The 24,978-nt window shown below is 41.2% G+C and carries 15 protein-coding genes and 1 pseudogene; 9 read left to right on the top strand and 7 right to left on the bottom strand.

Annotated features, from left to right (window positions below; all coding sequences use genetic code 11):
- Positions 1-5 precede the first annotated feature (5 nt).
- The 7 genes and pseudogenes from ACNOGP_RS05130 to ACNOGP_RS05100 form a co-directional block, all read right to left on the bottom strand.
- A complete protein-coding gene (locus tag ACNOGP_RS05130; RefSeq protein ID WP_418214251.1) occupies positions 6-1,520 on the bottom strand; it encodes an arylsulfatase in 1,515 nt (504 codons plus the stop codon).
- A gap of 131 nt (positions 1,521-1,651) precedes the next feature.
- Positions 1,652-2,641 (bottom strand): glycoside hydrolase family 43 protein, encoded by a 990-nt coding sequence (locus tag ACNOGP_RS05125; protein WP_418214250.1) that lies wholly within the window; start codon positions 2,639-2,641, stop codon positions 1,652-1,654.
- Between the two features lie 192 nt (positions 2,642-2,833).
- On the bottom strand, positions 2,834-4,360 hold the full coding sequence (locus ACNOGP_RS05120) for a sulfatase-like hydrolase/transferase (protein WP_418214249.1): 1,527 nt from the start codon (positions 4,358-4,360) through the stop codon (positions 2,834-2,836).
- Positions 4,361-4,559: 199 nt separating this feature from the next.
- Positions 4,560-5,411, bottom strand: a pseudogene (locus tag ACNOGP_RS05115) (transposase).
- Positions 5,412-5,525: 114 nt separating this feature from the next.
- Positions 5,526-5,753: a hypothetical protein gene (locus ACNOGP_RS05110; protein WP_418214248.1), complete on the bottom strand. Its 228-nt coding sequence runs from the start codon at positions 5,751-5,753 to the stop codon at positions 5,526-5,528.
- Positions 5,754-5,836: 83 nt separating this feature from the next.
- A complete protein-coding gene (locus ACNOGP_RS05105; RefSeq protein WP_418214247.1) occupies positions 5,837-5,959 on the bottom strand; it encodes a hypothetical protein in 123 nt (40 codons plus the stop codon).
- Between the two features lie 4 nt (positions 5,960-5,963).
- Positions 5,964-6,053: a DUF6088 family protein gene (locus ACNOGP_RS05100; protein ID WP_418214246.1), complete on the bottom strand. Its 90-nt coding sequence runs from the start codon at positions 6,051-6,053 to the stop codon at positions 5,964-5,966.
- 924 nt (positions 6,054-6,977) lie between these two features.
- On the opposite strand from ACNOGP_RS05100, the gene ACNOGP_RS05095 reads away from it, so the two are divergent.
- From ACNOGP_RS05095 to ACNOGP_RS05055, 9 genes are all read left to right on the top strand, one after another.
- Positions 6,978-8,231, top strand: a complete 1,254-nt coding sequence (locus tag ACNOGP_RS05095; protein WP_418214245.1) for a glycoside hydrolase family 71/99-like protein — start codon at positions 6,978-6,980, stop codon at positions 8,229-8,231.
- Positions 8,232-8,245: 14 nt separating this feature from the next.
- Positions 8,246-10,498 carry a GH92 family glycosyl hydrolase gene (locus ACNOGP_RS05090; protein ID WP_418214244.1) on the top strand — a complete coding sequence of 751 codons (2,253 nt, stop codon included), beginning with the start codon at positions 8,246-8,248 and terminating at the stop codon, positions 10,496-10,498.
- A gap of 204 nt (positions 10,499-10,702) precedes the next feature.
- Positions 10,703-13,225, top strand: a complete 2,523-nt coding sequence (locus ACNOGP_RS05085; protein ID WP_122350447.1) for a hypothetical protein — start codon at positions 10,703-10,705, stop codon at positions 13,223-13,225.
- A 208-nt stretch (positions 13,226-13,433) separates the two neighbouring features.
- The gene (locus ACNOGP_RS05080) at positions 13,434-15,167 is read left to right on the top strand and encodes a DUF5010 domain-containing protein (RefSeq protein ID WP_418214243.1); all 1,734 of its coding nucleotides are present in this window, start codon (positions 13,434-13,436) and stop codon (positions 15,165-15,167) included.
- An 11-nt stretch (positions 15,168-15,178) separates the two neighbouring features.
- Entirely contained in the window at positions 15,179-18,484 is a 3,306-nt protein-coding gene (locus ACNOGP_RS05075; protein WP_418214242.1) for a SusC/RagA family TonB-linked outer membrane protein, read from the top strand.
- Positions 18,485-18,497: 13 nt separating this feature from the next.
- Entirely contained in the window at positions 18,498-20,519 is a 2,022-nt protein-coding gene (locus ACNOGP_RS05070) for a SusD/RagB family nutrient-binding outer membrane lipoprotein (protein ID WP_186966062.1), read from the top strand.
- A gap of 19 nt (positions 20,520-20,538) precedes the next feature.
- Positions 20,539-21,798 (top strand): glycoside hydrolase family 99-like domain-containing protein, encoded by a 1,260-nt coding sequence (locus tag ACNOGP_RS05065; RefSeq protein WP_418214241.1) that lies wholly within the window; start codon positions 20,539-20,541, stop codon positions 21,796-21,798.
- 21 nt (positions 21,799-21,819) lie between these two features.
- Positions 21,820-23,976: a BACON domain-containing protein gene (locus ACNOGP_RS05060; RefSeq protein WP_418214240.1), complete on the top strand. Its 2,157-nt coding sequence runs from the start codon at positions 21,820-21,822 to the stop codon at positions 23,974-23,976.
- 80 nt (positions 23,977-24,056) lie between these two features.
- Positions 24,057-24,953 carry a leucine-rich repeat domain-containing protein gene (locus ACNOGP_RS05055; protein ID WP_122350442.1) on the top strand — a complete coding sequence of 299 codons (897 nt, stop codon included), beginning with the start codon at positions 24,057-24,059 and terminating at the stop codon, positions 24,951-24,953.
- The last annotated feature ends 25 nt before the right edge of the window (positions 24,954-24,978 follow it).

Raw genomic sequence — 24,978 nt, 5'->3', positions numbered from 1 at the left:
ATCTATTATTTTTTATCATTAGGAAATGGAATTAAAACTTTCGTCTCAGCTGCCCATACACTCCATTTGTCCGACAGCTGCTTAAGAATATCCGGATGAGAGACCGACACATCAAAAGCCTCTACACGATCTTTCCCGATATCATATAGTTCCCAGGCTTTTCCTTCCTGGTCCCATACCGCTTTCCAGTTTTTCCAGCGAACAGCTCTATTACCCTGATGTTCCCAATACATATATTCATGAATAGAAGAAACTTCTCCTTTTATAGCCGGCATGAAATCATTACCCACTAAGGAATGTATCTTATTCCCATTGTGAAACGTCGAAGGATACGTAGCACCGGACACGTTCAATATAGTCGGCATTATATCCGGAAGATACCCAGGAACACGGCACCATGTGTTTTCAAAACCTTTCAAATAATCTTTCCATGTGATTATCAGAGGAGTAGATATTCCCCCTTCGTATGCACGCTGTTTATATTTTCTGAATGGAGTATTTGAAGTCTGAGCCCAAGCCTTACCATACGAAGGATGGCCACTTACAGCCGGATTATTTATATCCTTTTGCTTGCCACCGCCAAGTTCATTATGCGGTTCAGCACATGCTCCATTATCAGACATGAAAAAAATCAAAGTATGATCTAATTTTCCACTTTTCTTTAAGTTCTCAATCAGTTTTCCTATGTTGTAGTCCATACAATACACTTGTGCAGCGTAAACAGCCATTCTATAAGCTGTACGATCTTTTTCTTCTTCAGAGAGTTCTTCCCACTGACGATTTTCCCATTCGGCAAAACCGGTCTTTGAATCTATTATCCCTAAATCGACCATTCGCTCATGACGTTCTTTACGAATTTGATCCCAGCCCTTCGACCGATACATCTTATAATATCTATTTATATCCACTTCTTTTGCTTGTAAAGGCCAATGAGGAGCATTATATGCCAAATATAAGAAAAAAGGTGCGTTGTCTTTTTGCTCATTTATAAAGTCAATCGCATAATCTGTAAATGCGTCAGTTGTATAATAAGGCGCCTCAGGTGCAGGTAACTTTTCGTTGTCCAGGACTAATCCTCTTCCCCCTTCCGGTCTCAAATAACTGCAAGCCCCTGCCAATATTCCATAGAATCGTTCAAAGCCACGTTGCAAAGGCCATTTTTCCATGTCATGCATCCCTAGATGCCATTTTCCCGTCATATAGGTATGATATCCTGAACTTTTAAGAACTTCGGCAATAGTTACACAATTACGGTTCAACGCTCCTCTATATTCAGTAATACCCCAATCTTTCGGATCTTTATCGGTATTTTTGAAAGGGTCTTCTGACATCCATCCTATTCCGGCCTGATGTTGGTACAAGCCAGTCATAAGACTCGCCCGGGTTGGACAGGAACGAGAAGTATTATAAAATTGAGTCATCCGGACTCCCTGTGACGCCAGATTATCGATATGCGGAGTTTCTATCTCGCTTCCATAACATCCGATATCGGAATAACCCATATCGTCTGCCAATATCATGATTATATTTGGGCGCTCTTGTGCCGAGAGATTTCCAAACTGCAGAAAGGATAAAGCAATGATCGCCCCTGTTCTTTTTCGAAAAATAAAATCACCATTTATCATAACATTCATTGTTTTGGATGCTTCTATTATTTATACATTGGCTTGATAACGTTTTCTTTATCAATCGTAACGTTATATACGCCATTCTCTTTCTTTAAAATTAGAGGGACAATACGTGTCTTGCGCGGTTGCACGGTTGAATCTGAATGGTGGACATGAAAAACATAGTAATACTTTCCGTCTAAGCCTTCAAATATATCCCCATGCCCTGAGCCGTTTTCTCCTACCAGACTACGATGTATAATCGGATTATTCGGATGTTTCTTCCAAGGTCCAAAGGGAGAAGTCGAAGTTGCATACCCTACTGAATAATCTATATTCATAAAATGATTAGCCGAATAAAACAGATAATACAAGCCATCCCATTTCATGACTGTCGGACCTTCCATTATGGGAGCTGATTTATAATTAGGTGTCCTTTCCCACGCTTCTGTATTGTCGAAGCACTTCTTCAATGTTTCAGGCTTGATACATCCTTTCTGCAGATCAAATTCGGCTACCCACAGATAGTTGCCCTTATTGAAGCGTACATGATATAGATAATACTTCCCATCCGAGTCTTTGAATAGAAATGAATCGATGTTTTTGGCTGTATCGTCGATAGGACATATTGAATCTTGCCTGAATGGTCCATATATAGAGCTGGAAGACGCCAATGCGGTATGTTCGTTAGCTGTATATGTCATATAATACTTATCGCCTTCTTTGAATAATTGCGGTGCCCAGAATCCTCTTTCACCGTAGGCGGAATCTCCCTTACGGAGTATCAACTGGAGGGTATCCCCGTTCACTGTATTCCATTCTTTCAGGTCTGTAGATTCGAATATGGCGAATCCGTTAGGTTCTCTGTTGCGCGTACCGGTAAGGTAGTATTTACCATTCTCCACAAATATGGTCGGGTCAGCAAACGTTATTTCATTTACGTTATCGTCTGTCTTTTCTCCTTTGGCAGTCTTGCAACTTACACAAGCTAAAATAGTGAATGTTGCAAACAGGAATTGGATGAGTGTTTTCATATGATTCTAAAAAGTTAAACGTTATTTATGCATGATTGTGATGCTGCAAAAGTAGAAGAAAAAAGGTGTAGACGATAGAAAATATGTTTTATTATGAGCACACATGTTCAGAAACTATCCTTCTACACCATTTCCTGAAAAAACAATCTGATACCTGGTCTGTAAAGTGTCTGCCTGAATAGATTATCCGGCCTATTTTAACGGTTCTTCTTCCACGTCACTACGGTAAAAACCATCTGTCTGCGTAAAAAACTCCTGTTTTAATTGCTCAAGCAATTCCGGGTGCATAGCGGCTACATTAGATGTTTGTTCTCTGTCTGATTTTACATTAAACAGGCTGAACTCATCTAAGTTTCCCAATTCATTTCCGGTCAGGTTTCTTTGTGAACCTTTATAAGGTGGCATCATAATCCAGTCACCGCTACGGTATGCCAGCCTGCCTTGAGCTTCAATAACTAAATTCTCACGGGCTACCGATGTTGTTCCCATGAAAGCACTCAGGTAATTACGGCTGTCCAGCCCCTCCGGAAGAGTGGCTCCCAACATATCTCCTAAAGATGCAACCAAGTCCATCTGGCAGACCAGTGCATCAGATTTTATCGGTTGAACCTTACCTTTCCAATATACAAACAAAGGAATATGTGTACCTCCATCAAACAAGCTGTACTTACCACCGCGCAATCCGCCACTTGGAGAATGTGAACCGGCCATTTCTGCTGCTCCGTCTTTATATCCGTCATTCAGAACCGGACCATTATCACTTGAGAAGATAATAATAGTATTTTCCATGATTCCTTCTTTCTCCAGGTAGGTCAGCAGTTCACCTACACACCAGTCTGCTTCCATAATGGCATCTCCTCTGGGGCCCATGGAAGTCTTTCCGACAAAACGTTCGTGAGGTGCACGGGGTACATGGGGCTGATGTAAACCATAATATAAGAAGAAAGGAGATTCTTTGTGTTCTGCAATAAAGCCTTTGACCTTTTCAATGAAGTAATCTGCCATATCTTCGTCTTTCCAGCGTGCTTTCTTTCCACCTTTCATATAGCCGATACGTGGTATGCCATTAACAATGGAATTGTGATGTCCATGTGCCCAGTTCATTTTCAGCATTTCGGGATTGGATATAGCGGTTGGCTCTCCTTCAAAGTTCGTGTCATAGTTAACTTCTATCGGATCAGATGGGTCTAAACCGACCACATCTCCGTTTTCCACATAAACGGTAGGCACACGGTCATTGGTTGCTGCAATCAGACATGAATAGTCAAATCCTATCTCTTTTGCACCAGGTTTTATGGTGGTATTCCAGTTTACATTGCCCGCTCCCATACCTAAATGCCATTTGCCGATAGCACCGGTTACATAGCCACAACTTTGCATCATTTTAGGTAATGTGAACTGATTCTCATTAATAATAAGCGGAGCATCACCGGAAAGAATCTTGGCATCTTTATTTTTCCACGGATACATTCCTGTCATTAAAGCGTATCTGCTGGGAGTAGAAGTTGCGGAAGTAGCATAACCATTGGTGAAACAAGCACCTTCATGAGCTAGTCTGTCAATATTAGGTGTATGAATGGTAGTGGAACCATAAGCACTGACATCACCGAAGCCCAGATCATCCGCAAGGATGACAATCACATTCGGTTTTTCTTCTACCTGCTGTGATGTACAACCTACTAAAGATAACGTAGGAAGAAGATAGATTATGTTCTTCATAATATTATATAGTTAATGATGATACAAATTTAGCCTGTGCTTATCTATTTACATAGAACATATGTTTTATAATAAGGAGAAATGTCCATCTATATCTATAAATATACGATTAAGGTATGCCAAATTAAGCTATTAGTGGATAACTCCATATATCCGTCCTACCTCTAAACTGTATAAATTGATTTATAAGTATAAGCACTTAAAGCACACTTTTCTTTTTGTTGGTTATCAGCCTTATATGTTCTAAATTGACCATTCTACGTATAAGCACATCGAAGATTATATCCATGTTGTTACGTCTATTATCCCTAAAATGATATTCGTCAAGGTATCCTTGAAGTTGTTCTTTGGTACAATGATGATGAATCCCTCTCAACCATCCTTTGATATTTATAATGTAAATGTGCATATTCGGAAAGTTTGAGCCATTCTCTGATTTTCGCTGTTCCAAGTTGGGAAATATGCTCATCGAACAATAACCTAAGTGATTTGGCAGAAACGTCTTGGATTACCCGTGCATAAGCTCTACCTACTCCTTTACCGGGTAGTACCTCTAAAGCGACCTACACAAGTTTTTCCTCCCTTTCAAGCGTCCACGTTTTTGTTCTTCTTCACCGCCCACATAGAACTCATCAATATACACCTCACCTTCAAGAGGATATAAACAACTGCTTTTCATGATTTGTTGGATTCTCCTCCTGAATGTCCAATAAGCCATTTGCATCAATTCGTATTTCTCTGACAGCTCAAATGAAAACATCCCTTTCCTCTTGGCACTTATCTCGAAAGCAATATGAAAGGCTACAAGCAACGAAAACTTTAGCTCGTCAAACATTATCCCCGTAGCCAAGCTTTCATCATACTTGCACTTGCAGCATCACCTTGAATATGGCTTACGACCTTGGCAATAATGTGTATTGCCACATTTCTTGCACACATATCCTTCTTGCAATTTTATATCTGCAAGATACTTGCAACAATCTTCATCGCTTTGAAAGCGCTTATAGAACTTTATTGAATTCACTCCTATAAATTGATTTCTTGTTTCCATGGTGCAAAAACAGCACCTTATTTTAATAAGTACGCTCTAAACGCTTATACCTAACAAATAAATAGCGTAGGAGTTTCACGGAATACCTAAATCTCCAAATGGAAGGGTCTATAGCTAAGTCAATATCTTCGGAAAGCAATATATCACTTTCCATACCTTAGTAAGAGATACTCCACCCTTGAATGCAAGACGACTGGCTACGAGTAATGTGAACACCATTTGTAGAACCACAGTTACCCATAAGTCCTTTTCTACAATATGTATTGGCAAACCAACCTTATCGGCTGATTGGGTAAGTACTATTTGCTGTTGTTTCTTGGATAGTTGAAAATAATTATTCATACGCTTATCTTTATCCATGTCGACATGAACGCTTCGTCTGCCGATACATTTTCCCTTTGTGCTTTCTGAAGCACGTTCTTTATTTACTTGACAATATCGTCAGTTACATTACCTTTTCCTACTTCTTTTAAGGCAAACGTAACTAACATTGCAAGCAGATGAGCGAATGAGAGATTTTTTGAAGTTGTGTATTTAAACTGTATCAAGCGATCATTTCTCTAGGCTTACCTTACGGGCCCCACCGTCTGTCAGATAAACCATACGCATTGGCACTTGTGTAGATATACCCAACTTATTCATGGCATAAATGCCGATTAGTACAATATAAACCTTATTATGGTTTCAGCAATCTGTTCTATGGATGGCATCAATATACCAAGTCTTAAGATTGTTCAATCTCAAGATATGAATATATGCCTCTCACCAAACGGATGATAATTCAAAAGGAAGAAGATGCTTCCCCTTCCTTTGACTTGGATTGCCGTCCAAATATTGTCTTCTATGCTTGCCATTGCATTTTATTTGTCGCAAAAATATAAATTATTTGCGACGCATTGAAAGTTTGTGTAGAATATGAGATGCTATTTAACGTCGATTATTAATAAAACTATGATGCTAAATGAACTATATAACAACACTTACTCCTCCTAATTCTGCGTAAACAAACTATCTCAGTTAGGGGTATTTTATGAGCTTCATTGACAATAGCGATTCTGATAAAAAACTGATAATCAAATATAGTTATAATTATTACCTATCACAGAAAATCATTTTATCGTTCTCATAATCTGGAGGTCCCTGATTCAAGTCCAGGCTGGTCTACACTTAAGAGGCTCATTCCTAACGGAATAGAGTTTTTTTTATTTTAAAGCCACACAAATATAAGTCTGTTGCTTGGGCAATATCAGCCTTAATTTAGGTAGTTGTTGACCTATTGTTGACCCCAAATACACTTCACTTCAACCGCAACAATGAAAATAATACATGAAAACAAGTATTATTAACTGAGGAGATTCCTCAAAAAACATTAATATTTAAAGATATCAGACTAAATTGTTGAATTAATATACAGTTAATCGCAGATTAATCGCAAATTCCACAATTTATTATACGCATCGCCTTTACTTTGCATCATGATTTAAAAGTAATCAAATACTATTTATGAGATATCCATTTATTATATCTAGTATGGCAAATAATTTCAATAAAAAATCTTATTAAAACATGAGCATCAAAGTTGAAACTTACACCCGCATCTCGGTTAGCAAGTTCTTTATAATAATAGCTTGTTGGGCTGCCTTATTCGTAACATCGGCCTATGCACAGAAGAAGGCTAAAAAGACAATGTACAACTCTTATCGCGGTTTGGTGATGGCAGGCTATCAAGGCTGGTTTAATACGCCCGGTGATGGTGCCGACCTTCAGTGGCGACATTATACAGGTAAGAACGGATTCAAGCCAGGTTCTTGTAGCATTGATTTCTGGCCTGAGGTCAGTGAGTATACAAAACTCTATCCCACCGATTTTGAGTTTGAAGACGGTAGCAAAGCCCAGGTGTTTTCTTCACACGACGCATCCACTGTTGATGTTCACTTCCGTTGGATGAAAGAATATGGATTGGATGGAGTATTCATGCAACGTTTTGTAGCTGATATCCGTCATCCGAAAATCAAGAATCATTTTGATACAGTATTACAAAATGCCATGATTTCCGCTTTGAAATATGAGCGGGCAATTTCAATCATGTACGACCTTAGTGGTATACGCAAACAAGATGTGGAATTGGTTTTGACGGATATTGACACCTTGTCCAGACAATATAGTCTGTTTAAGCACACACACAATCCTTCTTATCTTTACCACAATGGCAAACCATTAGTTACGGTTTGGGGAGTTGGCTTTAATGACGGACGTCATTATGGTTTAGATGAAATAGAATATTTAGTCAGTCAACTGAAAAAGCGCGGATTCAGTATCATGCTCGGAGTTCCTGCTTTCTGGCGCGAGCTGCGCAACGATGCTATCAACGATGTCCGTCTACATACTTTAATAAAGCGTTGTGATATTATAATGCCTTGGTTAGTCGCTCGTTTCAACGAATCACGTTATCCTTATTTTAAGGAACTGATCAAGCAGGATATCCAATGGACCAATGCAAATAAGGTGGACTATGCCCCTCTTTGCTTTCCCGGATTCTCATGGGGAAACATGAAAGATAATAACGCCTACATTCCCCGTAACGAAGGAAAATTTTTCAAGAAACAACTTGATGGTGCTATCGAAAGTGGAGCACAGATGCTTTACATAGCCATGTTTGATGAAATGGACGAAGGAACGGCTATATTTAAATGTGCCACCAGGGTGCCTAAACCTGTTCTAGGTTCGATATTTGTACCTATCGAAACCTCGACAGGCAGCGACTACTACCTACGTTTGGTTGGAGAGGCACGTAAACAATTACAAGAAAAACTAAAATAATAAACTATACAACCATGAAAAAAATAGTATCGATTGCTATGTTAGCCGGTATTCTGTCGCTGGCAGCATGCCACTCCGAGCACTCTGAATCGGTAAAAAGTTGTGTGGATTACGTCAATCCATATATTGGAAATGTGAGTCATTTATTGGTACCGACTTTTCCTACGGTACAATTGCCCAACAGCATGTTACGTATTTATCCCGAACGTGCCGATTACACTTCCGAAAGAGTAAACGGATTACCTATTATTGTAACCAATCACCGTGAACGTTCAGCTTTCAATCTGACACCAACACAGTCTGAAGTTCTCTCTCCCGTTATTGCTTATAATTATGACAATGAGGAAATCCACCCTTATGGTTTTACAGTAGAACTTGATGATAATCGTATGAAAGCCGAATATGCGCTTTCACACCAATCAGCCATCTATCAACTGACTTTCGAGACCGACAAACAACCGTATGTGCTAGTCAATACCCGCAACGGACATATAAAAGTAGATAGAAATGCCATTAGCGGATATCAAAAGCTTGACGAGCAGACTAAAGTATACCTCTATATAGAAACACAAGAAACTCCTGAATTAGCAGGAGTGGTAACTGAAGGTAAGATTGACTCTTCAAAAGTTGATGCAGATGGTCAAAATGCATGTGCGGCATGGCGTTTCGCCAAAAGCATATCCAACGTACATTTACGTTATGGTGTATCATTCATCAGTGAAGAACAAGCCCAGAGAAACCTTCGCCGTGAAATAAAGGACTACGATGTAAAGAAGTTGGCGGAAACAGGTCGCAAAATATGGAATGAAACACTCTCAAAAATCAAGGTCGAGGGTGGAAGTGAAGCTGATAAAACGCTTTTCTACTCATCTCTTTACCGCACCTTCGAACGTCCTATCTGCTTGAGTGAAGACGGCCGCTATTATAGTGCTTTTGACGGACAGGTACATACTGACAATGGTATACCTTTCTATACAGATGATTGGATCTGGGATACCTATCGGGCAGCCCATCCCTTACGTATATTGATCGAAGCGGAAAAAGAAGAACATATCATCAATAGCTTCCTCACCATGGCTGAACAAATGGAGAACTTCTGGATGCCAACTTTTCCTGAAGTGACAGGCGATTCACGCCGTATGAATTCCAACCATGCTGTCGCGACTGTAGCCGACGCCATCTATAAGGAATTAAAGGTGGATGCATCCAAAGCATTTGAAGCATGCAGAAAAGGTATGGAAGAAAAAACCTTGGCTCCTTGGAGCGGCAAGCCTGCCGGATGGATCGACAAATTCTATCGTGAAAAAGGATATATCCCGGCTTTGCAACCTGGTGAGAAAGAGACTGATCCAAACGTGCACCCGTTTGAAAAGCGTCAACCTATTGCCGTAACACTCGGTACCAGCTACGACCAATGGTGCCTGTCACGCATAGCTGCTACTTTAGGCAAGAAAGAAGAGGCTGATTACTATTCACAATGTTCATACAATTACCGGAATGTTTATAATGTACAGACTGGCTTTTTCCATCCTAAGGACAAGAACGGCAAATGGATTGAGCCTTTTGATTATCGTTATTCCGGTGGTATGGGAGCACGTGAATATTACGGTGAAAATAACGGATGGGTATATCGTTGGGATGTGCCTCATAACATTGCTGACCTTATAGCCTTAATGGGTGGTAATGAGCGTTTCATTCATAACCTTGACAGTACTTTCGCACAGCCTTTGGGTAAAAGTAAATACGAGTTTTATGCTCAATTGCCGGACCATACAGGCAATGTAGGCCAATTCTCGATGGCTAATGAACCGTCATTGCATGTACCCTATCTTTATAATTATGCAGGTCAGCCTTGGAAGACTCAGAAACGTATCCGCCAGATGTTAACCACTTGGTTTCGCCCCGACCTAATGGGAATGCCCGGTGATGAGGACGGCGGTGGAATGAGCTCGTTTATCGTTTTTTCAACTTTGGGATTTTATCCGGTTACTCCCGGTATGCCGGTTTATAACATTGGTAGTCCAATGTTTACTTATGCACGTATAGACTTGGGCGACGGCAAGTTCTTTGAAATAGAAGCTCCTAACGCATCCCCACAAAATAAATATATTCAAAAGGCAACATTAAACGGTAAGGTTTTGGATAAGGCATGGTTTAATCATCAAGACATTAAAAATGGGGGTAAATTGGTATTAGTAATGGGCAAACAGCCCAACAAGACATGGGGAGTAAGTGCCGTTCCTCCCTCGGTAGGTATAAAGAAATAGGTTTTAGTATAAGGTAACAAGATGTGTTTTCAGATTAACGTATATCAGTTTTCACACACTGATATACGTTTTCTTGATTATTATTGTTTGTTTTGATATAAAAAACTATATTTGCATCAACCATATCCTACGATTAAACTTACAATGAATCAAACTTATCAATATATCTTGTTATTAGGCGCCTGCTTACTATCAACAATTAATATGCAAGCGACCGAACTAGATAGCGGTTTATACTTTCATGCGTATGAGGTATCGGCTGCCAATCGTACCTCGCTACAACTTGAGGGGGGAAAGCCAATTGCTCTTACCAATCAATTTGAGCTATCTTTTGACCTGAACTTGAGAAATAATGAATCTATTTTCGGAGCAATATTGCACCTTACTTTCGACGATACCACAGCTGTTCACCTGATGTTGGTAATTGATGAGAATAACCACATTTATCCGGCTTTGGTACTCAACGACCAAATACATTATCTCAAGACACCGCTTCACAGACAACAATGGGTACCGGTTTCGTTACGGCTCGACCGGAAAATGAATCAAATAAAGTTCTCATACGCACAAGCTGAAACCAGTGTATCCATTCCATTGCATAATTTCCATTCCTCAACTATCACCTTTGGAAGATTGAATAGCTTCGGACGTGATGTAGTTCCGATGAATGTGCGCAACATCTCTTTAGCACAGAATGGCAAACAAGTGCGTCTCTGGAAATTAGGTAAACATAATGGCAATATTTGCCAAGATGAAATAATGCAATCTCCGGCTATATCCGAATCTCCATATTGGTTAATGGACAACCATATGGAATGGCAGCTTGTTTATAGCACAACTAGCACAGAACCTCTCTTGGCTGCTTTTGATGCACGAAAAACACAATTCTACTTTATAAAAAAAAATGTTATAGAGGTATATGACCATAAATTCGCATTGCAAAGAAGACATGAGGCGAAAGACAACTATTCTATAACCGATTACAACAGCCATTGCTTGTTCGACACACTAACCAATCAATTGGTAGCTTATTCTCTTATCTCAAATAAAATAGCACGTTTTTCGTTTGAGACAAACGAGTGGTGCCCCATACAAGATAACAAATACGATGTTATCTACAACAATCATGCATACACGTTTAATCCAACCGATTCTGCCTATTATTTTTTTGGAGGCTACGGACACTTCACTTACCACAATGATCTATTTCGCTGGAAAGTTGACGTTGATACTTTACAAAAAATTAATTATGAACCTCAAGTTTACCCACGCTTTGCAGCTGCCATGACCGCTTATGACAATAAGTTATATATTTTGGGAGGAAGGGGAAATAAATTAGGAAGACAAGCTGTCGAGTCCTATTTCTATTATGATTTATGGAGAATTGATCTGGACAGCAAGCAAGCTGTGAAGCTATGGGACGGTGAAGAAAAATATAAAGACAAAGTGGGGTGCATCCTAAGTTCCTCAATGTACTTTAACCCTACGGATAGTTGTCTCTACGTAGTCAACATGGATGACGAAGGAGGTAAATTAGTATGCTTCAACCTGCACAATTCAAATTATACAGTTGTATCACACGCTATTCGCAATTTCGATGAATATCAGGACTTCGATTACAAACTTTGCTACTCGGCTGCTCAGCACAAATTCTATTTGATGATAGATAAAATATTGAGTGACCATTCACATAAATTCTTCATCTATGCAATTAATACTCCCTTGCTGAGCGAGGAAGATATATTACAACCCGTACCTTCGCATACTTGGGATACAAAGAGTGTAATAATTATACTACTCTTATCATTTAGCATTTTGTTGATTTGTGCCTTCTGGTATCGCCGGCGTATAATACAGCTTCGCAACGCACCATCGTCTTTACAAGAACCGGAACAAACCGATGATAACACTACCATCATACCAATATCGGAGAAAGAAGAAAATAATCCGTCAATCGAAGGAACTGCCGTAATTCAAAACTATTATGATCGAAGCAGGTCAGCGGTATCTATGCTGGGACCCTTTAGAGTGTGTGACCGCAATGGAAAGGATATCACCCTTTCATTCACTCCAAGATTAAAAGAACTTCTTCTTTTATTAATATTGCATTCAGAAAAGGACACACGAGGAATTTCGGTGAAAAGACTGACAGAATTATTGTGGTTTGATAAAGAAGATAATCAGGCACGCAACAACCGTAACGTTACGGTACGCAAGCTTAGGGTATTGCTCGAGACTGTAGGTGACGTAGATATAGTCAATGAAAACGGAACCATGCGTATAGAATGGGGGGAGGTCTTTTGTGATTATCATGAGATGCTTACCTGTATACGCGGATTGGACATCAATGGAAAAATTGATGACGGACAGCTGAATCGTATCTTAGAGTTATTGTTGTATGGTTCTTTACTGCCTAACAGCACGATTGATTGGTTGGATGACTTCAAAACAGACTACTCAAGCTTATCCGTTGATTTGTTGAAACAACTGCTTACCGAAGCAGTGAAAGAGGGTAATTTGAAGAAGCAGCAACGTATTGCCGACATTATGTTCCTGCACGACTCTTTGAGTGAAGAAGCTTTAGCGGCCAAGTGTATAGCACTCTTTAAAGAAGGGAAAAAGGGTATTGCAAAGAAATTGTACGACCGTTTCTGTAAAGAATATCAAGATACATTGGACGAACCTTACAAAGTAGCATTCACTGACTTAGAGAACCTTTGTAATTAGCAGTTACGTTTATATCCGGAACGACCTTTCACGCTTAAAGATTCCTGATATTATCATATTTATCAACTCAAAAAGCATATCTATTTTCAACTTTCTGCGCTTAATTTGACAATTAAGCGCAGATTAATTTTTGGTTAATATTCAAATCTCACAGTCGTTAATACACATCCATTTACTTTGCAGACGTTAAATCATTTAAGAAAATATTATGAAACCTTTTAAGTATTTACTCTTAGGCCTGACTGCAATACTATTACTGGCAGAATGCTCTGATGAATCATCTGTTGTTACAGAGCCGATAGAGGATACTTATATATTCCCTGCTCCACACGAGATTGACAATATTCCACACCATACCTTTAAAATGGGTGCTCTTTTCAGTTATCAAGGTGAACTGCGTAGTGGCAAAATTCAACAGTCCGACGGCACAGCAACCGAGATTTATTACAATAAACCCCTGTTTAACGCCAATGCCTCCACTTACACTCCCGATAACGAGAGAGAATGGTGGGATGACCTGGTAGAGGAAATAGAGTATAGCGGTATGGACTATGTAGCCGCTAACACACGAGGACGCTTGCCTAAAGCCGACACGGATCCTAAATATGAAAGAGACCATGGTGATCCAACTCGTATCAAAGATTTTCTGAAAGCACTTAAACGTCGAGGCATAACCGATACCAAAGTAGCAATTTTCGATGATACTCCCGCTTCGTGGGCTTCGGCTCGCAACTTCAACCTCTATGGAGCATATGTATATCGCATATCGGAAGCGACACAAAAGAATCTCAACTTAACTGACGAACAGGTACTCTATCCTCTTGACAACCTTGATGAAATATATCCTTATATATGGAATTACAACATCAAATTGGCTTTTGACAATTTTTACGCCAATAATGGTGAGTACAAGGATTATCTTTTCCGCTTCAGAGGAAAACCCGTACTCTATCTTTGGAATGTTGGCGGGTTCTTAAGTTGCAACTATGTGGCTCTAGGTAATAAACCCATAGATTGTACCGGCAAACTGAGAGCGGTACTCGCTAAAATGCAGGAAGATTTCAAATCAACCTTTGGCGAAGAATTATTCATCTGCGCTGACAAATCGTTTGTAAAGCTCGATGAGACCTTAAGAAACACCCCCGAAATATTGCAGTCTATTAACGGCTGGTTTGTGGCCGAAGGCAATAACCCAACCTCATTCACTGTCGAAGAGCTGAATGGCAATAAGGTAGGAGCCTGTGTACCGGCTTTTTCTACCGGTGAGATAAACGCCAGCCGACCTATGTTTTTAGATCCTTATCATGGTAAACGCTTCAAGGATAATTTCAACAAAATAATCGCCCGTAAAACCGACCTGGTAATTATCGAGGGACTCACTGACATGCTTGAAGATGCAGCTCTATGGCGTAGCACGGATACCAAGTACTTCGATTTTCCCAACCAACGGCTCAATATATTACGTAAATACAACAGCACACGTGCCTACCCTGAAACACTGCGTGTGGAATGTGAAGCCTGCGATGACTATCTCGACCTGAGTGAAGGCAATACAGGCCGCAGTTATAGAACAGGAAACCTTGATGTATATAAAGTAGCAGGTTCCGAAACCACTCCTACCCTATGGTATGTAGGCAATACGGAAGCGGGTGAATATTTGGAATGGAAAGAACTTCCATACGACAAAGGGATTGTGAAGATCAGTCTACGATATAATGCCAGGTACGCAGCAAGCGTTACGCTCGAATTTGGTGAAGGTGATGACATACTTCGTTCTGAGGTTATCAAATTACCCGATACCAATGGCGAATGGAAAACCGAAGAGATTTTTGTAGAACATAGCGGCGAGAAAGGATGGCGCCGTACAATACTCGAAATAACCTCAGGTACCCCCAAGCTCGATTATCTGATTATAACCAATGAAAAGAAAACTAACATTTAATTAAAAATATCATGAAAAATCTGTCGCAAAATCTAAGTCAAAGAATCGTGGCATATCTGATGCTTTTCGCATTCTTTGCACTTCCTCTTTCGGCACAGAATCACATACGGGTAACCGGTGTGGTAGTCGATGAGAATGATGAACCGCTACCCGGCGCTAACGTGGTTGTGGTAGGACACAACAATCTAGGTGCAACCACCAATTTGGATGGTAACTTTACCTTGATTCGTGTACCGAAAAATGCAATGCTCTCCATCAGCTTTATTGGATACCAAAACAAAACTGCAAAAGTATCCGATAAGCCAATGCGTATCAAAATGAGTTCTGATAGTAAGATGCTTGAAACCGTAGTGGTAACGGCACTCGGTATCAGTCGTGAAGCAAAGTCTCTGGGATACGCCCGTCAGTCTATCGATACGGAGTCGTTGCTCGATACACGTGACCCTAACTTATTGAACAGTCTTAACGGTAAAGTGGCGGGTGTAAATATCATCTCTAACGGTGGTCCTCTTTCATCTACCCGTGTGGAAATTCGTGGCAACAACTCGCTCACAGGCAATAACCAACCCCTTTACGTGATCGACGGTGTACCCATAATGAACGAAATGGGCGAAAGCGGTGACCTCGACTATGGTAACGCTGCATCTAGCATTAACCCCGATGATATTGAAAATATTGAAGTGCTGAAAGGTGCCAATGCCGCCGCTCTTTACGGTTCGGATGCTGCCAATGGCGTAATATTGATTACCACTCGTAAGGCTTCTAAAAAAGCCGGATTAGGCGTATCTTATGGTTATAATATGCAATTCACTTTCTTACGTGAATATCCTGCTTACCAGAATGTTTACGGCTCGGCAAGTATGATTCGTGAAATAATGAATCAAGGATTCAACTTTCCCACTTCCAATGCTATGAATGGATATGAATACAACCCCGATTGGCCATACGGTATTTACTCATTCAACTGGGGCAATACCGGCTACTCACGTTCATGGGGTTTGCCCATGCTTGGCTTCGACGTCATGGGACGTAACAATGTAGTACGCTCCTACTCACCCACCAATGATGTGGTGAAAAATATGTATGAAACGAGTATTCAGCAAACACATAGTGTCGCAGTAGACAAGGTGTTCAACGGTGCATCTATCCGCTTCAATTATACAGGTATCAACTATGCCGGGATGTTGAAAAACTATGATGAAATGACCCGTCATACCTTTAACCTGCGTGCCAATATGAGTCCGGCCAAATGGATTACCGCAGATCTTTCCCTTAACTATCAGCTCGAAGACGTAAATAACCGTGACTACAAGGGCAGCAGTAACCGTAACCCAATGAACGCCATCATGGCCATGCCGCGTGATATGGTTATGAGTGAACTGACTCCTTGGAAAAAGGAGAACGGTGAGGCGTTTGTGCTAGGAAACGGCTTTTATAATCCTTTCTGGCTGCTTAATGAATTGCAAAACGCCGATGGACGCAATCTCTTCCGAGGTAATCTGACCGTGAACCTCAAACCCTTGAAGCACTTCAACATACGTTTACGAGCCAGCATGGAACGCAACAACAAGAACGGCTGGAGATTTGACAACTATTCTACCATGTGGGATATTGACGGCTACTACCAAAACTTTAGTGAGAAGGCAAGTAACTACAATTACGAAGGAGTAATTTCGTACAATAACAAATTCTTCAAGCAACTCAGCCTAAACGCCAATGTGGGTGCTTCAATGCAAAAAAACAGTTGGGATAAGTCTGTCCAAACAGTCAATGTATTGGCCGCTCCCGATATAACCTCTATCGCCAACAACGCCTCAGTACTCACTGGCCAACAAATTCATACAGGCAAACAGAAACAGTCTGTATTCGGTATGGTTTCTCTAGGCTATAAAGGAATGTTTGTCGACGCCACTTTCCGTAACGACTGGTCGAGCACACTACCTAAAGCGAATAACTCCTACTTTTATGCATCAGGCAGTATGAGTGCAGTGCTTACTGAGATTTTCCCAAAAATCAAGAGTAAAACACTTGCCTTTGCCAAACTTCGTGGTTCTATTGCCCGTGTGGGTAATGATAGTGGTTTTGACCAACTAATCAACGGATATTCTTATGCCGGCCTGTTCCGTAATGATATGGCTTGGTTCTCAGGTGAAACACTTCGTAAGAATCCAAATTTGAAACCTGAGACTACCATATCGAAAGAGATTGGTGCCGAAGTTCGTTTACTTGACGGACGCCTCACAGCCGATGTGACCTATTATACCAAGTCTACCCATGACCAGATTGTACGAACATCTGTATCTGTATTCTCCAACTATCAACAAATCGTCATCAACTCGGGTGAGATATCCAATAAAGGCTGGGAAATATCATTAAGCGGTTCCCCCATCCAAACGAAAAACTTCGAGTGGAAGATGCTTTTCAACTGGTCGAAAAACAATTCGATGGTAGAGTCACTGCCTGAAGGTATGGATAAACTTGAAATCGGTTATGGTATTGGTAATGTAAGGTCATACGCTGAGGTCGGTAAATCCTACGGTGCTCTTTATGCACCCACCTATAAGCGTGATGAAGAAGGTTACATACTTTGTGACATTTACGGGAACCCAAAGGAAAATCCCGAACAAATCTATGTAGGTAATGTACAGGCCGATTGGCGCGGAGGCTTCGGCAACACATTCCGTTGGAAGAATCTATCATTCTCATTTATGCTCGACTTCCAAAAAGGTGGGCACTTCCTCTCACAAACAGCTGTGAATAGTGCTCGTGACGGACAATCGATTCAGTCTCTCGAAGGTCGTGACGCACATTTTTTCTCTAGTAAAGTGTTAGGTGAGGTTGATGCCGAACGTGCCGGATTCATGCAACCCGGGTTCAGCAATGTATCGTCAAACCCGTATACACAAGTTTATCCTGATGGGTCCCGCCCCAAAGGTATCATATTGACTAATTGCCGTTATGACAGCGATGTACCTAACGGATGGGCAGGGCAACCTGTGATGGGATATGCACGTCCGGAAAGTTATTGGCAACATAACGTACTGCGTGATATGACACGTTTTATTTATGACGCTTCATACATCAAACTGCGTGAAATTACAGTGAGCTACGACTTTCCAAAGAAGTGGCTACACAAAACACCTTTCCAGGCAGTCCGTGTAAGTGGAGTAGGACGTAACATTGCTACCTTGTTTTGTAACACACCTCAAGGGCTCGACCCGCAGGCTACTTCAACTACAGGTAATGCCCAAGGTTTTGAATATGGTTTCAACCTACCTTCGGCTACTTATGGATTCGACGTCAAAATATCATTTTAATTCGAACTAACTTATGAAACTGAAAAATAAAATATTCTCGTTGATGCTGCTCGCTACAATCGCTGTAGGTTGTACCGACGATTTTGAAAGTACCAACTCCGATCCCAATAAACTCTACAACATAGAGCTAAGAAATATATTTCCGGGTACGGTGTATCGTACCATGAACACGATCAGCGATCTTAACTACTATCGCATGTGGTTTTACTCACGTCAAATGGCTAGTAGGGCATTCAACTCAGTCTGGAGTGAACGTGGAGACCGATATTTAAGTTCTTTTTATGTAGATATCTTACGTGACCTTGAATCGCTTGATGTCAAGTACACAGCAACAGGCGACAAACCCAATGCATTAGGCGTTGTAAAAACGTGGAAAGCTTTTATTTTTTACCAGCTTACGTCACTCTTCGGTCCTATTTGCCTGAGTGATATGGGTATGGGAGACGACACTAGCAAACGTTCGTTCGCCTACGATTCTGAGGAAAAGGCTTACGACGGCATTCTTAACTTGCTGAGCACAGCGGTTGATCTCTTCGATCCCTCCTCATCTGCAGATGCATTGGATAGAGATCCCGTATACAGCGGCGATGTGGAAAAGTGGCGCAAACTGGCAAATACACTCCGGCTGGAGGTGGCGATGAATATCCAGAATATCAGTATAGATAAAGCACGTGAATATGCAGCCAAATCAATGGAACACGAAGATTGGCTTATCTCATCGCTTGACGAGGCTTTAGCTCCCAAATACGGCAACGTGATTGATGTGGATAACTCACGTTATTGGAAACTTATTTATAAAGATCAGATCCAAACATCGGGGAAGTACGACAACCTGCCTTCCATGAATGAATATTTTGCTGTTTACCTTTATACATACAATGACCCACGTATGCAATGTTATTTTGAGGAATCCAATAAATATAGCAAAGAAGCAGCTCCATATCTAATGCCCGACTTCTTAACCCGTTCGCACGATTGTAAACAGTTCGGTTGTAACGCAACACAGCAGGCTTTACACTTGCAATGGATGATTGAGGGTTATGAGGTACGTGATTCATTGCGTGTACGCTATAACATTCCCTATCCGCCAACACCTGAGAATCCCGGTGGACGTACACCATTCGGCTGGTTGCGACCTAAAGACCCCTCCGATCCCAACGGTACACTGGAACTTCCTGACCCACTTTCTATGTCCGACCAGGCGTACAACCGTTGCATGATAAAAGAAAAATATTACGAAAAAGACGCTCCATTAACTTTGTTCCGTTGGGCAGATGCCTGCTTCCTTTGCGCCGAAGCCAGCATGAAGTTTGGTTTGGGCAGCAAAACCGCTCAATCCTATTACGAAGCAGGAATAAACGCTTCTTTCCAAGAGAACGGGATCAGCAATGAGGTAGCCGAATATCTGGCACAGCCCGGTGTAGCTTGGGGAACCGATCATGAAGGATTATACGATACACGTAAATTGATGACCGCTACAATTAAGGGAAAAACTGACGGTGATGAGGGTAAACTGAAGCAGATTTATGTACAACGCTGGATTGCCGATTTCGGTGATGGGCTTTCTGCTTGGAGAATGGAACGCCGTACACGTGCTCTCAATCTGCCTCCCTTGTTCTCGAACGGATTGAACTCTTACGAAGAAGGCGGTGATCCCGACTATGGTTACCCCGAACGTGTATATTTCTCCAATGCTGATCGTATTAACAACGAAACAGCCTACTACGAAGCAGTGGAGATGCTGAAAAAGAATAGTCCGGATGTCAACGAGGCACGTTGGGGTGACAATGTATTTATCTGTTTACATTTTGCCAAACCTGTTCCCGACAAAGAAGCTACCATAGCAGGATATCGTGCCATGACCTATGTGCCTTTTAATATGGATATGCAGCAAAAGAAATATGGTGCGAACTATGAGGAGTTTGTGAAGAACGCACAACAACTTACCGGTATTAAAGATGCCACCCTAGCGCTCGAAGAAGCTTACAGCTTCGTAATCAACTCCACCGTGTGTGTATATAAAGTTGAAAAATAACAAATAAAATAGATGAAAGATGAAAACAAATAATATGTTCCATAAGGTCGTCATATTGGGTTGCTCCCTATTGTTTGGTCTCACTGCTTGTGACCCCAAAGATGAAGGACCATCCGTAGACGATTATTTCTTGAACTACGAAATACCCGACGTTGAACCGACCTCAAACATACCCGTAGGTGTTCTCTATTATAGTACGGGAAGTCAAGGTATCGACGAAGCGCGCTACGATCGCCTTACCGGTGAATATGTGGCTGACGGCAAATTTCCGCAGTTCTGTCCACAGCAACGCCCGGTATTAGGCCGCTATGCAATGAATACCACTATTGCAGAAACAGCTAACTTAATACAGCAACATCTTGATTGGGCACAGGAAGAGGGCGGTATAGACTTCTTCATCCTGCCCGCCATGCGCTACAACGCCAATGGCACTTCCTCGAAAATCCAACAAGGTAGTGCTAATTTTGTCAACTATTTATCAGGAAAGGATCCACTCTCTGAGGGAAAAATCAACTGGGGTAGTATGCACTATGCACTTTCCGTAATGATGAACGATTTTACCAACGGACTAAGTGCGGATGTCCGTATCGAAGACGACGCCGATGCCGACGGTATCTCAGCCCGTTGCGAAGCATTGTACGAATTCTTCGTAGAACTGGCATATACTTTCTTGGAGGATGAACTCTACTACCGAATAGACAACAAACCTATGTTGGTGCTTTGGAATGCTCATCAACTCTATTCCAAAGATTCAAAGAAACTGTACGACAATATTCGCCAACGCGTAAAAGAGGCTACCGGCCTCGATCTTTATCTAGTGGCCCGCCAGCCTAATTGGAGTCCCGCTGCCCGTTTTCACAACTTCTTCATGACAGGTGGAGTAGATGCGGTGTATATGGATAATATGTTCAACCAAATGGACTGGGCACGCTCTTATATGTATCCCCAATACATCAACGAGAGCTATAAGTACAATCGTCAATATACGTTGACTAACTACAATATAGACTTCATTCCCGCCATCTCAACCAGCTACAACGCTTGGATGTGGAACGGTACCGACCGCTACAATGTCCCTATCCAGATGCACGATGAAGGGTTGTTCCATGATATGTGCAACGTAGCCAAAATCAACCTCGGTCAACATCCCATGGTAATTATCGATGCATTTAACAATTGGGAATATGGTTCGTCCATCGAACCGACCGATCCTTATTATGGTAATGGTTATGGAATGAAATACCTTAACATTGTGAGAGAAGAATTCAAATTGAACTAATATACTTAATACGAAGAAACCATGAAAACGAGTTTCAAAACGATTTTAGGCTGTCTCTCGCTGCTTTTCTTGGCTGCATGCGATGATGGCAAGGAGAATATACTTCCTCCCGAACCAGAGGAAGAACCCACGCTGGAGATTATTTCAGAGATACCCAGCAATGTATTCAACTTCACTGCCGCCGGTAATAAAGCCGAAACATTGGAGTTTACTACTAACAAAGATTGGCAAATTGAAGTGACTTACCTTGATGAGAACGAGCAGCCTTCGATCGAAGCCCAAGATTGGGTTACCGTATTCAATCGTGAAGGTAAAGCAGGTGAAAGTATCAAAGTGTATGCGGGAGCCGCTAAAAACGAAGGATATGAAAGTCGTTCGGCACAATTTACGCTGAAGGCGGGAACATTGAGTGAAACATATACCATTCATCAGGCTCAGCTCAATGCTGTAGTTATCACCAACGAAGACTCATACACAGATCTGACAAACAAAGAACAAGTGATCTCCGTAGAGTTTGGAACCAACATGGGTGACTACACTTATGAAACCAAAAATACATGGATTGAACAAGCGGAGGCGCCTGCAGCGAAAACCCGTGCACTCGTCAGCCATACTCTTTATTTCAAAGTAGCGGCAAACGAAACTTTTACTACCCGTTCGGGGTCTATCAGTATTATTGCCAAAAATGATGAAAGTGTAAAAGCGGTTTTGAGCGTAGTACAGAGAGGTATGGAGAAACCTGTCATCACCCTTAAAAATGAAGCTAAGTTCAAAGATTTAAGAGCTGCCGGGAAACAGACTATTACCCTGGAATACGATGCAACTAATATCACCGAGAGTAGACAATTAGAATTAATTGTCGAACAATCCAAACCAGAGTGGGTTACAGTAGCAACTACTCCCAATGATGAAACTCACCTGAATACTTATGAGTTGACAATAGCAGCTAATGAAGCCGGTAGCCGTACAGCTACAGCCATTTTACGTTCAACCATCGATGAAACTATCATGCAAGAGTTTACTATCTCACAACAAAAGGCAGCAGATGTGAACATCTGGATCAGTAACAAGGATGATTTCCAAACAGCCTTAACGAGTGCGGGTGGTAGTACTTTGCTAACTTATGAAACAGAAGAGGAAGTGGAAAATGCCGCTAATGAAATTATAGCTGAGGTTGTGGATGATGAAGGTAAGGTCGTAGATTGGCTACATATCGGCTCTATGGCTAATAAAGGCAAAATTGTGCTAACCTACGACAAAAACAAGATGATGAAAGGTCGTTCGGCAAATGTCAGCATAGCTCTAAAAGGTACAGAAGACAAAAAAGATATTGTAACTATAGCACAAAATGCCGCTACCGAGGTGGAAATTTCAAAAGAAGGATATGCTTCAATACAAGCCGCTCTCGATGCAAATAGCCTACAAGCCAACGAGGTTACCAAGCTTGTGTTGAAAGGTATACTTAGCAAAGAAGACCTGAAACTACTGAAAAATATGGCGACTAGCGGTGCTTTAACTCACCTCGATATGACGGAGGTCTCTTCTACATCCGAGTTCGACGTTTGTCCTCCAGGACAAGGTGGAAATTATAGTGATGGACAATTCATACGTTGCGCGAAGTTGACTTATGTAGCGACTCCTAAAGATTTGAAAGAAATTGAACGTAATTTTTTCCGCCATTGTACAAACTTAAAGACAATTGTAATTAACGAAGGTACTGAAATTATTCATAGACACGCATTTGGTAATACAAGCGCAACCGAAGTCTGGTTCCCCAGCACTATCAAAAATGTTTATGGATATATTTTTGATAACGTAGTATTAGCTAATCTTAGACTTCATTTGAAAGGGAAACCATTCCAATGGAGAGGCATTGTTAGAGACCCAGATCAGCCTAGAAATGCATCAAGTGTCTTCGCGGGAGATAACTTGCCCGGCAAGGTCTATGTACCTGCTGACTATGTAAGTATGTATAAGAATCCTGCAGCAACAGATGTTGTATCTTCTATTCCGGAAATCAATGATTTGATTCAAAATTGCATTACTGATGCCACTAAATGGAATGCTTCAATTGGAGGGTCTGTAACAGACTTTATTGTTACAATCAACCTGACTCCTAAAGCATTATTTGCATGGATGCGCGGAACTTCCGCAGCAGAAGCAGAACCGGCAAATTAATACTATTAGTAATCACTCGAAAATGATAAGTAACAAACCCTTAACCAGTTATAATAACAAATTATTTAAATAAATTCATCATGAAAACAATTTTAAACATTACATTGGCTTTGGTTATGATAACCTGCCTTTCTGTATCAAGTTATGCTCAAAAATCTGACAAGAAAGTAGCTACCGTTGAAATAAAAAAAGGCAAGACTTTGGAAGATGCCTTAAACAAGATCGCTAAAAAGAGTGGTGCCGGCAGCATTGAAGCTATTACAGAACTCAGTGTTATGGGGACACTCTCAGACAACGACTTCAAATTGTTACGCACACTAACCACTACAGGTAAAGGTGCATTGAAACACCTTGATCTCACCAACGTAGAGAATAAAACCATAAAGAACGCTCAATTCGCTGATTGTACTAACTTGGAATTTATTGCTCTACCTAAAGGTCTAGCTACTGTTCCTCGCGAACTTTGCCGCCGTTGTTCTAACCTCAAACAGGTAGTGGTAAACGAAGGTACTAAGATTATCGGTCGTCACGCTTTTGGTAACACTGCTATAACCGAAGTTTGGTTCCCTAGTACTATCGAGTACGTTTATGGTTATGTATTCGATAACGTGAATATGGAGAACTTCCAGGCGTTGCATCTCAAATCTTTGCCTTTCCAGTGGCTAAATGTGGCACGTAGCGATGCCAGCGAAGGTGAGAACCAAGAGAAATCGTGGAGCATGATTTTCCCCACAAATCTGTTACCTGCAACTGTATTCGTACCTGCCGAATATGTAGAGTACTACAAAAACCCCGATCCTCAACACGTAGTGTGCGGTCCGTTAAAAGATATCCTGAAGAAGATGAATGCCGAAGATGCCGACTGGGTTGAAGGTCCTACAGAAAACGCTCCTTATTTGCGTGCCGGTAACCCTTTGAAACGCAGTTTCCGTTGGATGAGAGGTACTACTGAGATTCTTCCCGAGCCCGTTAAATAATCTTGAGAGAGGTATAAAGTTACTA

It is taken from the genome of Bacteroides difficilis (genome assembly GCF_048319815.1).
Classification (GTDB): Bacteria; Bacteroidota; Bacteroidia; order Bacteroidales; family Bacteroidaceae; genus Bacteroides; species Bacteroides zhangwenhongii.
The sequence above is the reverse complement of the archived record's forward strand: the minus strand, read 5'-3'. Positions and strand labels throughout refer to the sequence as shown.

Bases quoted from the DNA above. Each gene is read 5' to 3' on its own strand.
- ACNOGP_RS05080 (WP_418214243.1), top strand. From the start codon at position 13,434: ATGAAACCTTTTAAGTATTTACTCTTAGGCCTGACTGCAATACTATTA.
- ACNOGP_RS05120 (WP_418214249.1), bottom strand. From the start codon at position 4,360: ATGAAGAACATAATCTATCTTCTTCCTACGTTATCTTTAGTAGGTTGT.
- ACNOGP_RS05090 (WP_418214244.1), top strand. From the start codon at position 8,246: ATGAAAAAAATAGTATCGATTGCTATGTTAGCCGGTATTCTGTCGCTG.
- ACNOGP_RS05075 (WP_418214242.1), top strand. From the start codon at position 15,179: ATGAAAAATCTGTCGCAAAATCTAAGTCAAAGAATCGTGGCATATCTG.
- ACNOGP_RS05060 (WP_418214240.1), top strand. From the start codon at position 21,820: ATGAAAACGAGTTTCAAAACGATTTTAGGCTGTCTCTCGCTGCTTTTC.
- ACNOGP_RS05100 (WP_418214246.1), bottom strand. From the start codon at position 6,053: ATGAATAAGTTGGGTATATCTACACAAGTGCCAATGCGTATGGTTTAT.
- ACNOGP_RS05085 (WP_122350447.1), top strand. From the start codon at position 10,703: ATGCAAGCGACCGAACTAGATAGCGGTTTATACTTTCATGCGTATGAG.
- ACNOGP_RS05110 (WP_418214248.1), bottom strand. From the start codon at position 5,753: ATGAATAATTATTTTCAACTATCCAAGAAACAACAGCAAATAGTACTT.
- ACNOGP_RS05055 (WP_122350442.1), top strand. From the start codon at position 24,057: ATGAAAACAATTTTAAACATTACATTGGCTTTGGTTATGATAACCTGC.
- ACNOGP_RS05130 (WP_418214251.1), bottom strand. From the start codon at position 1,520: ATGATATTGGCAGACGATATGGGTTATTCCGATATCGGATGTTATGGA.
- ACNOGP_RS05065 (WP_418214241.1), top strand. From the start codon at position 20,539: ATGAAAACAAATAATATGTTCCATAAGGTCGTCATATTGGGTTGCTCC.
- ACNOGP_RS05070 (WP_186966062.1), top strand. From the start codon at position 18,498: ATGAAACTGAAAAATAAAATATTCTCGTTGATGCTGCTCGCTACAATC.
- ACNOGP_RS05095 (WP_418214245.1), top strand. From the start codon at position 6,978: ATGAGCATCAAAGTTGAAACTTACACCCGCATCTCGGTTAGCAAGTTC.
- ACNOGP_RS05125 (WP_418214250.1), bottom strand. From the start codon at position 2,641: ATGAAAACACTCATCCAATTCCTGTTTGCAACATTCACTATTTTAGCT.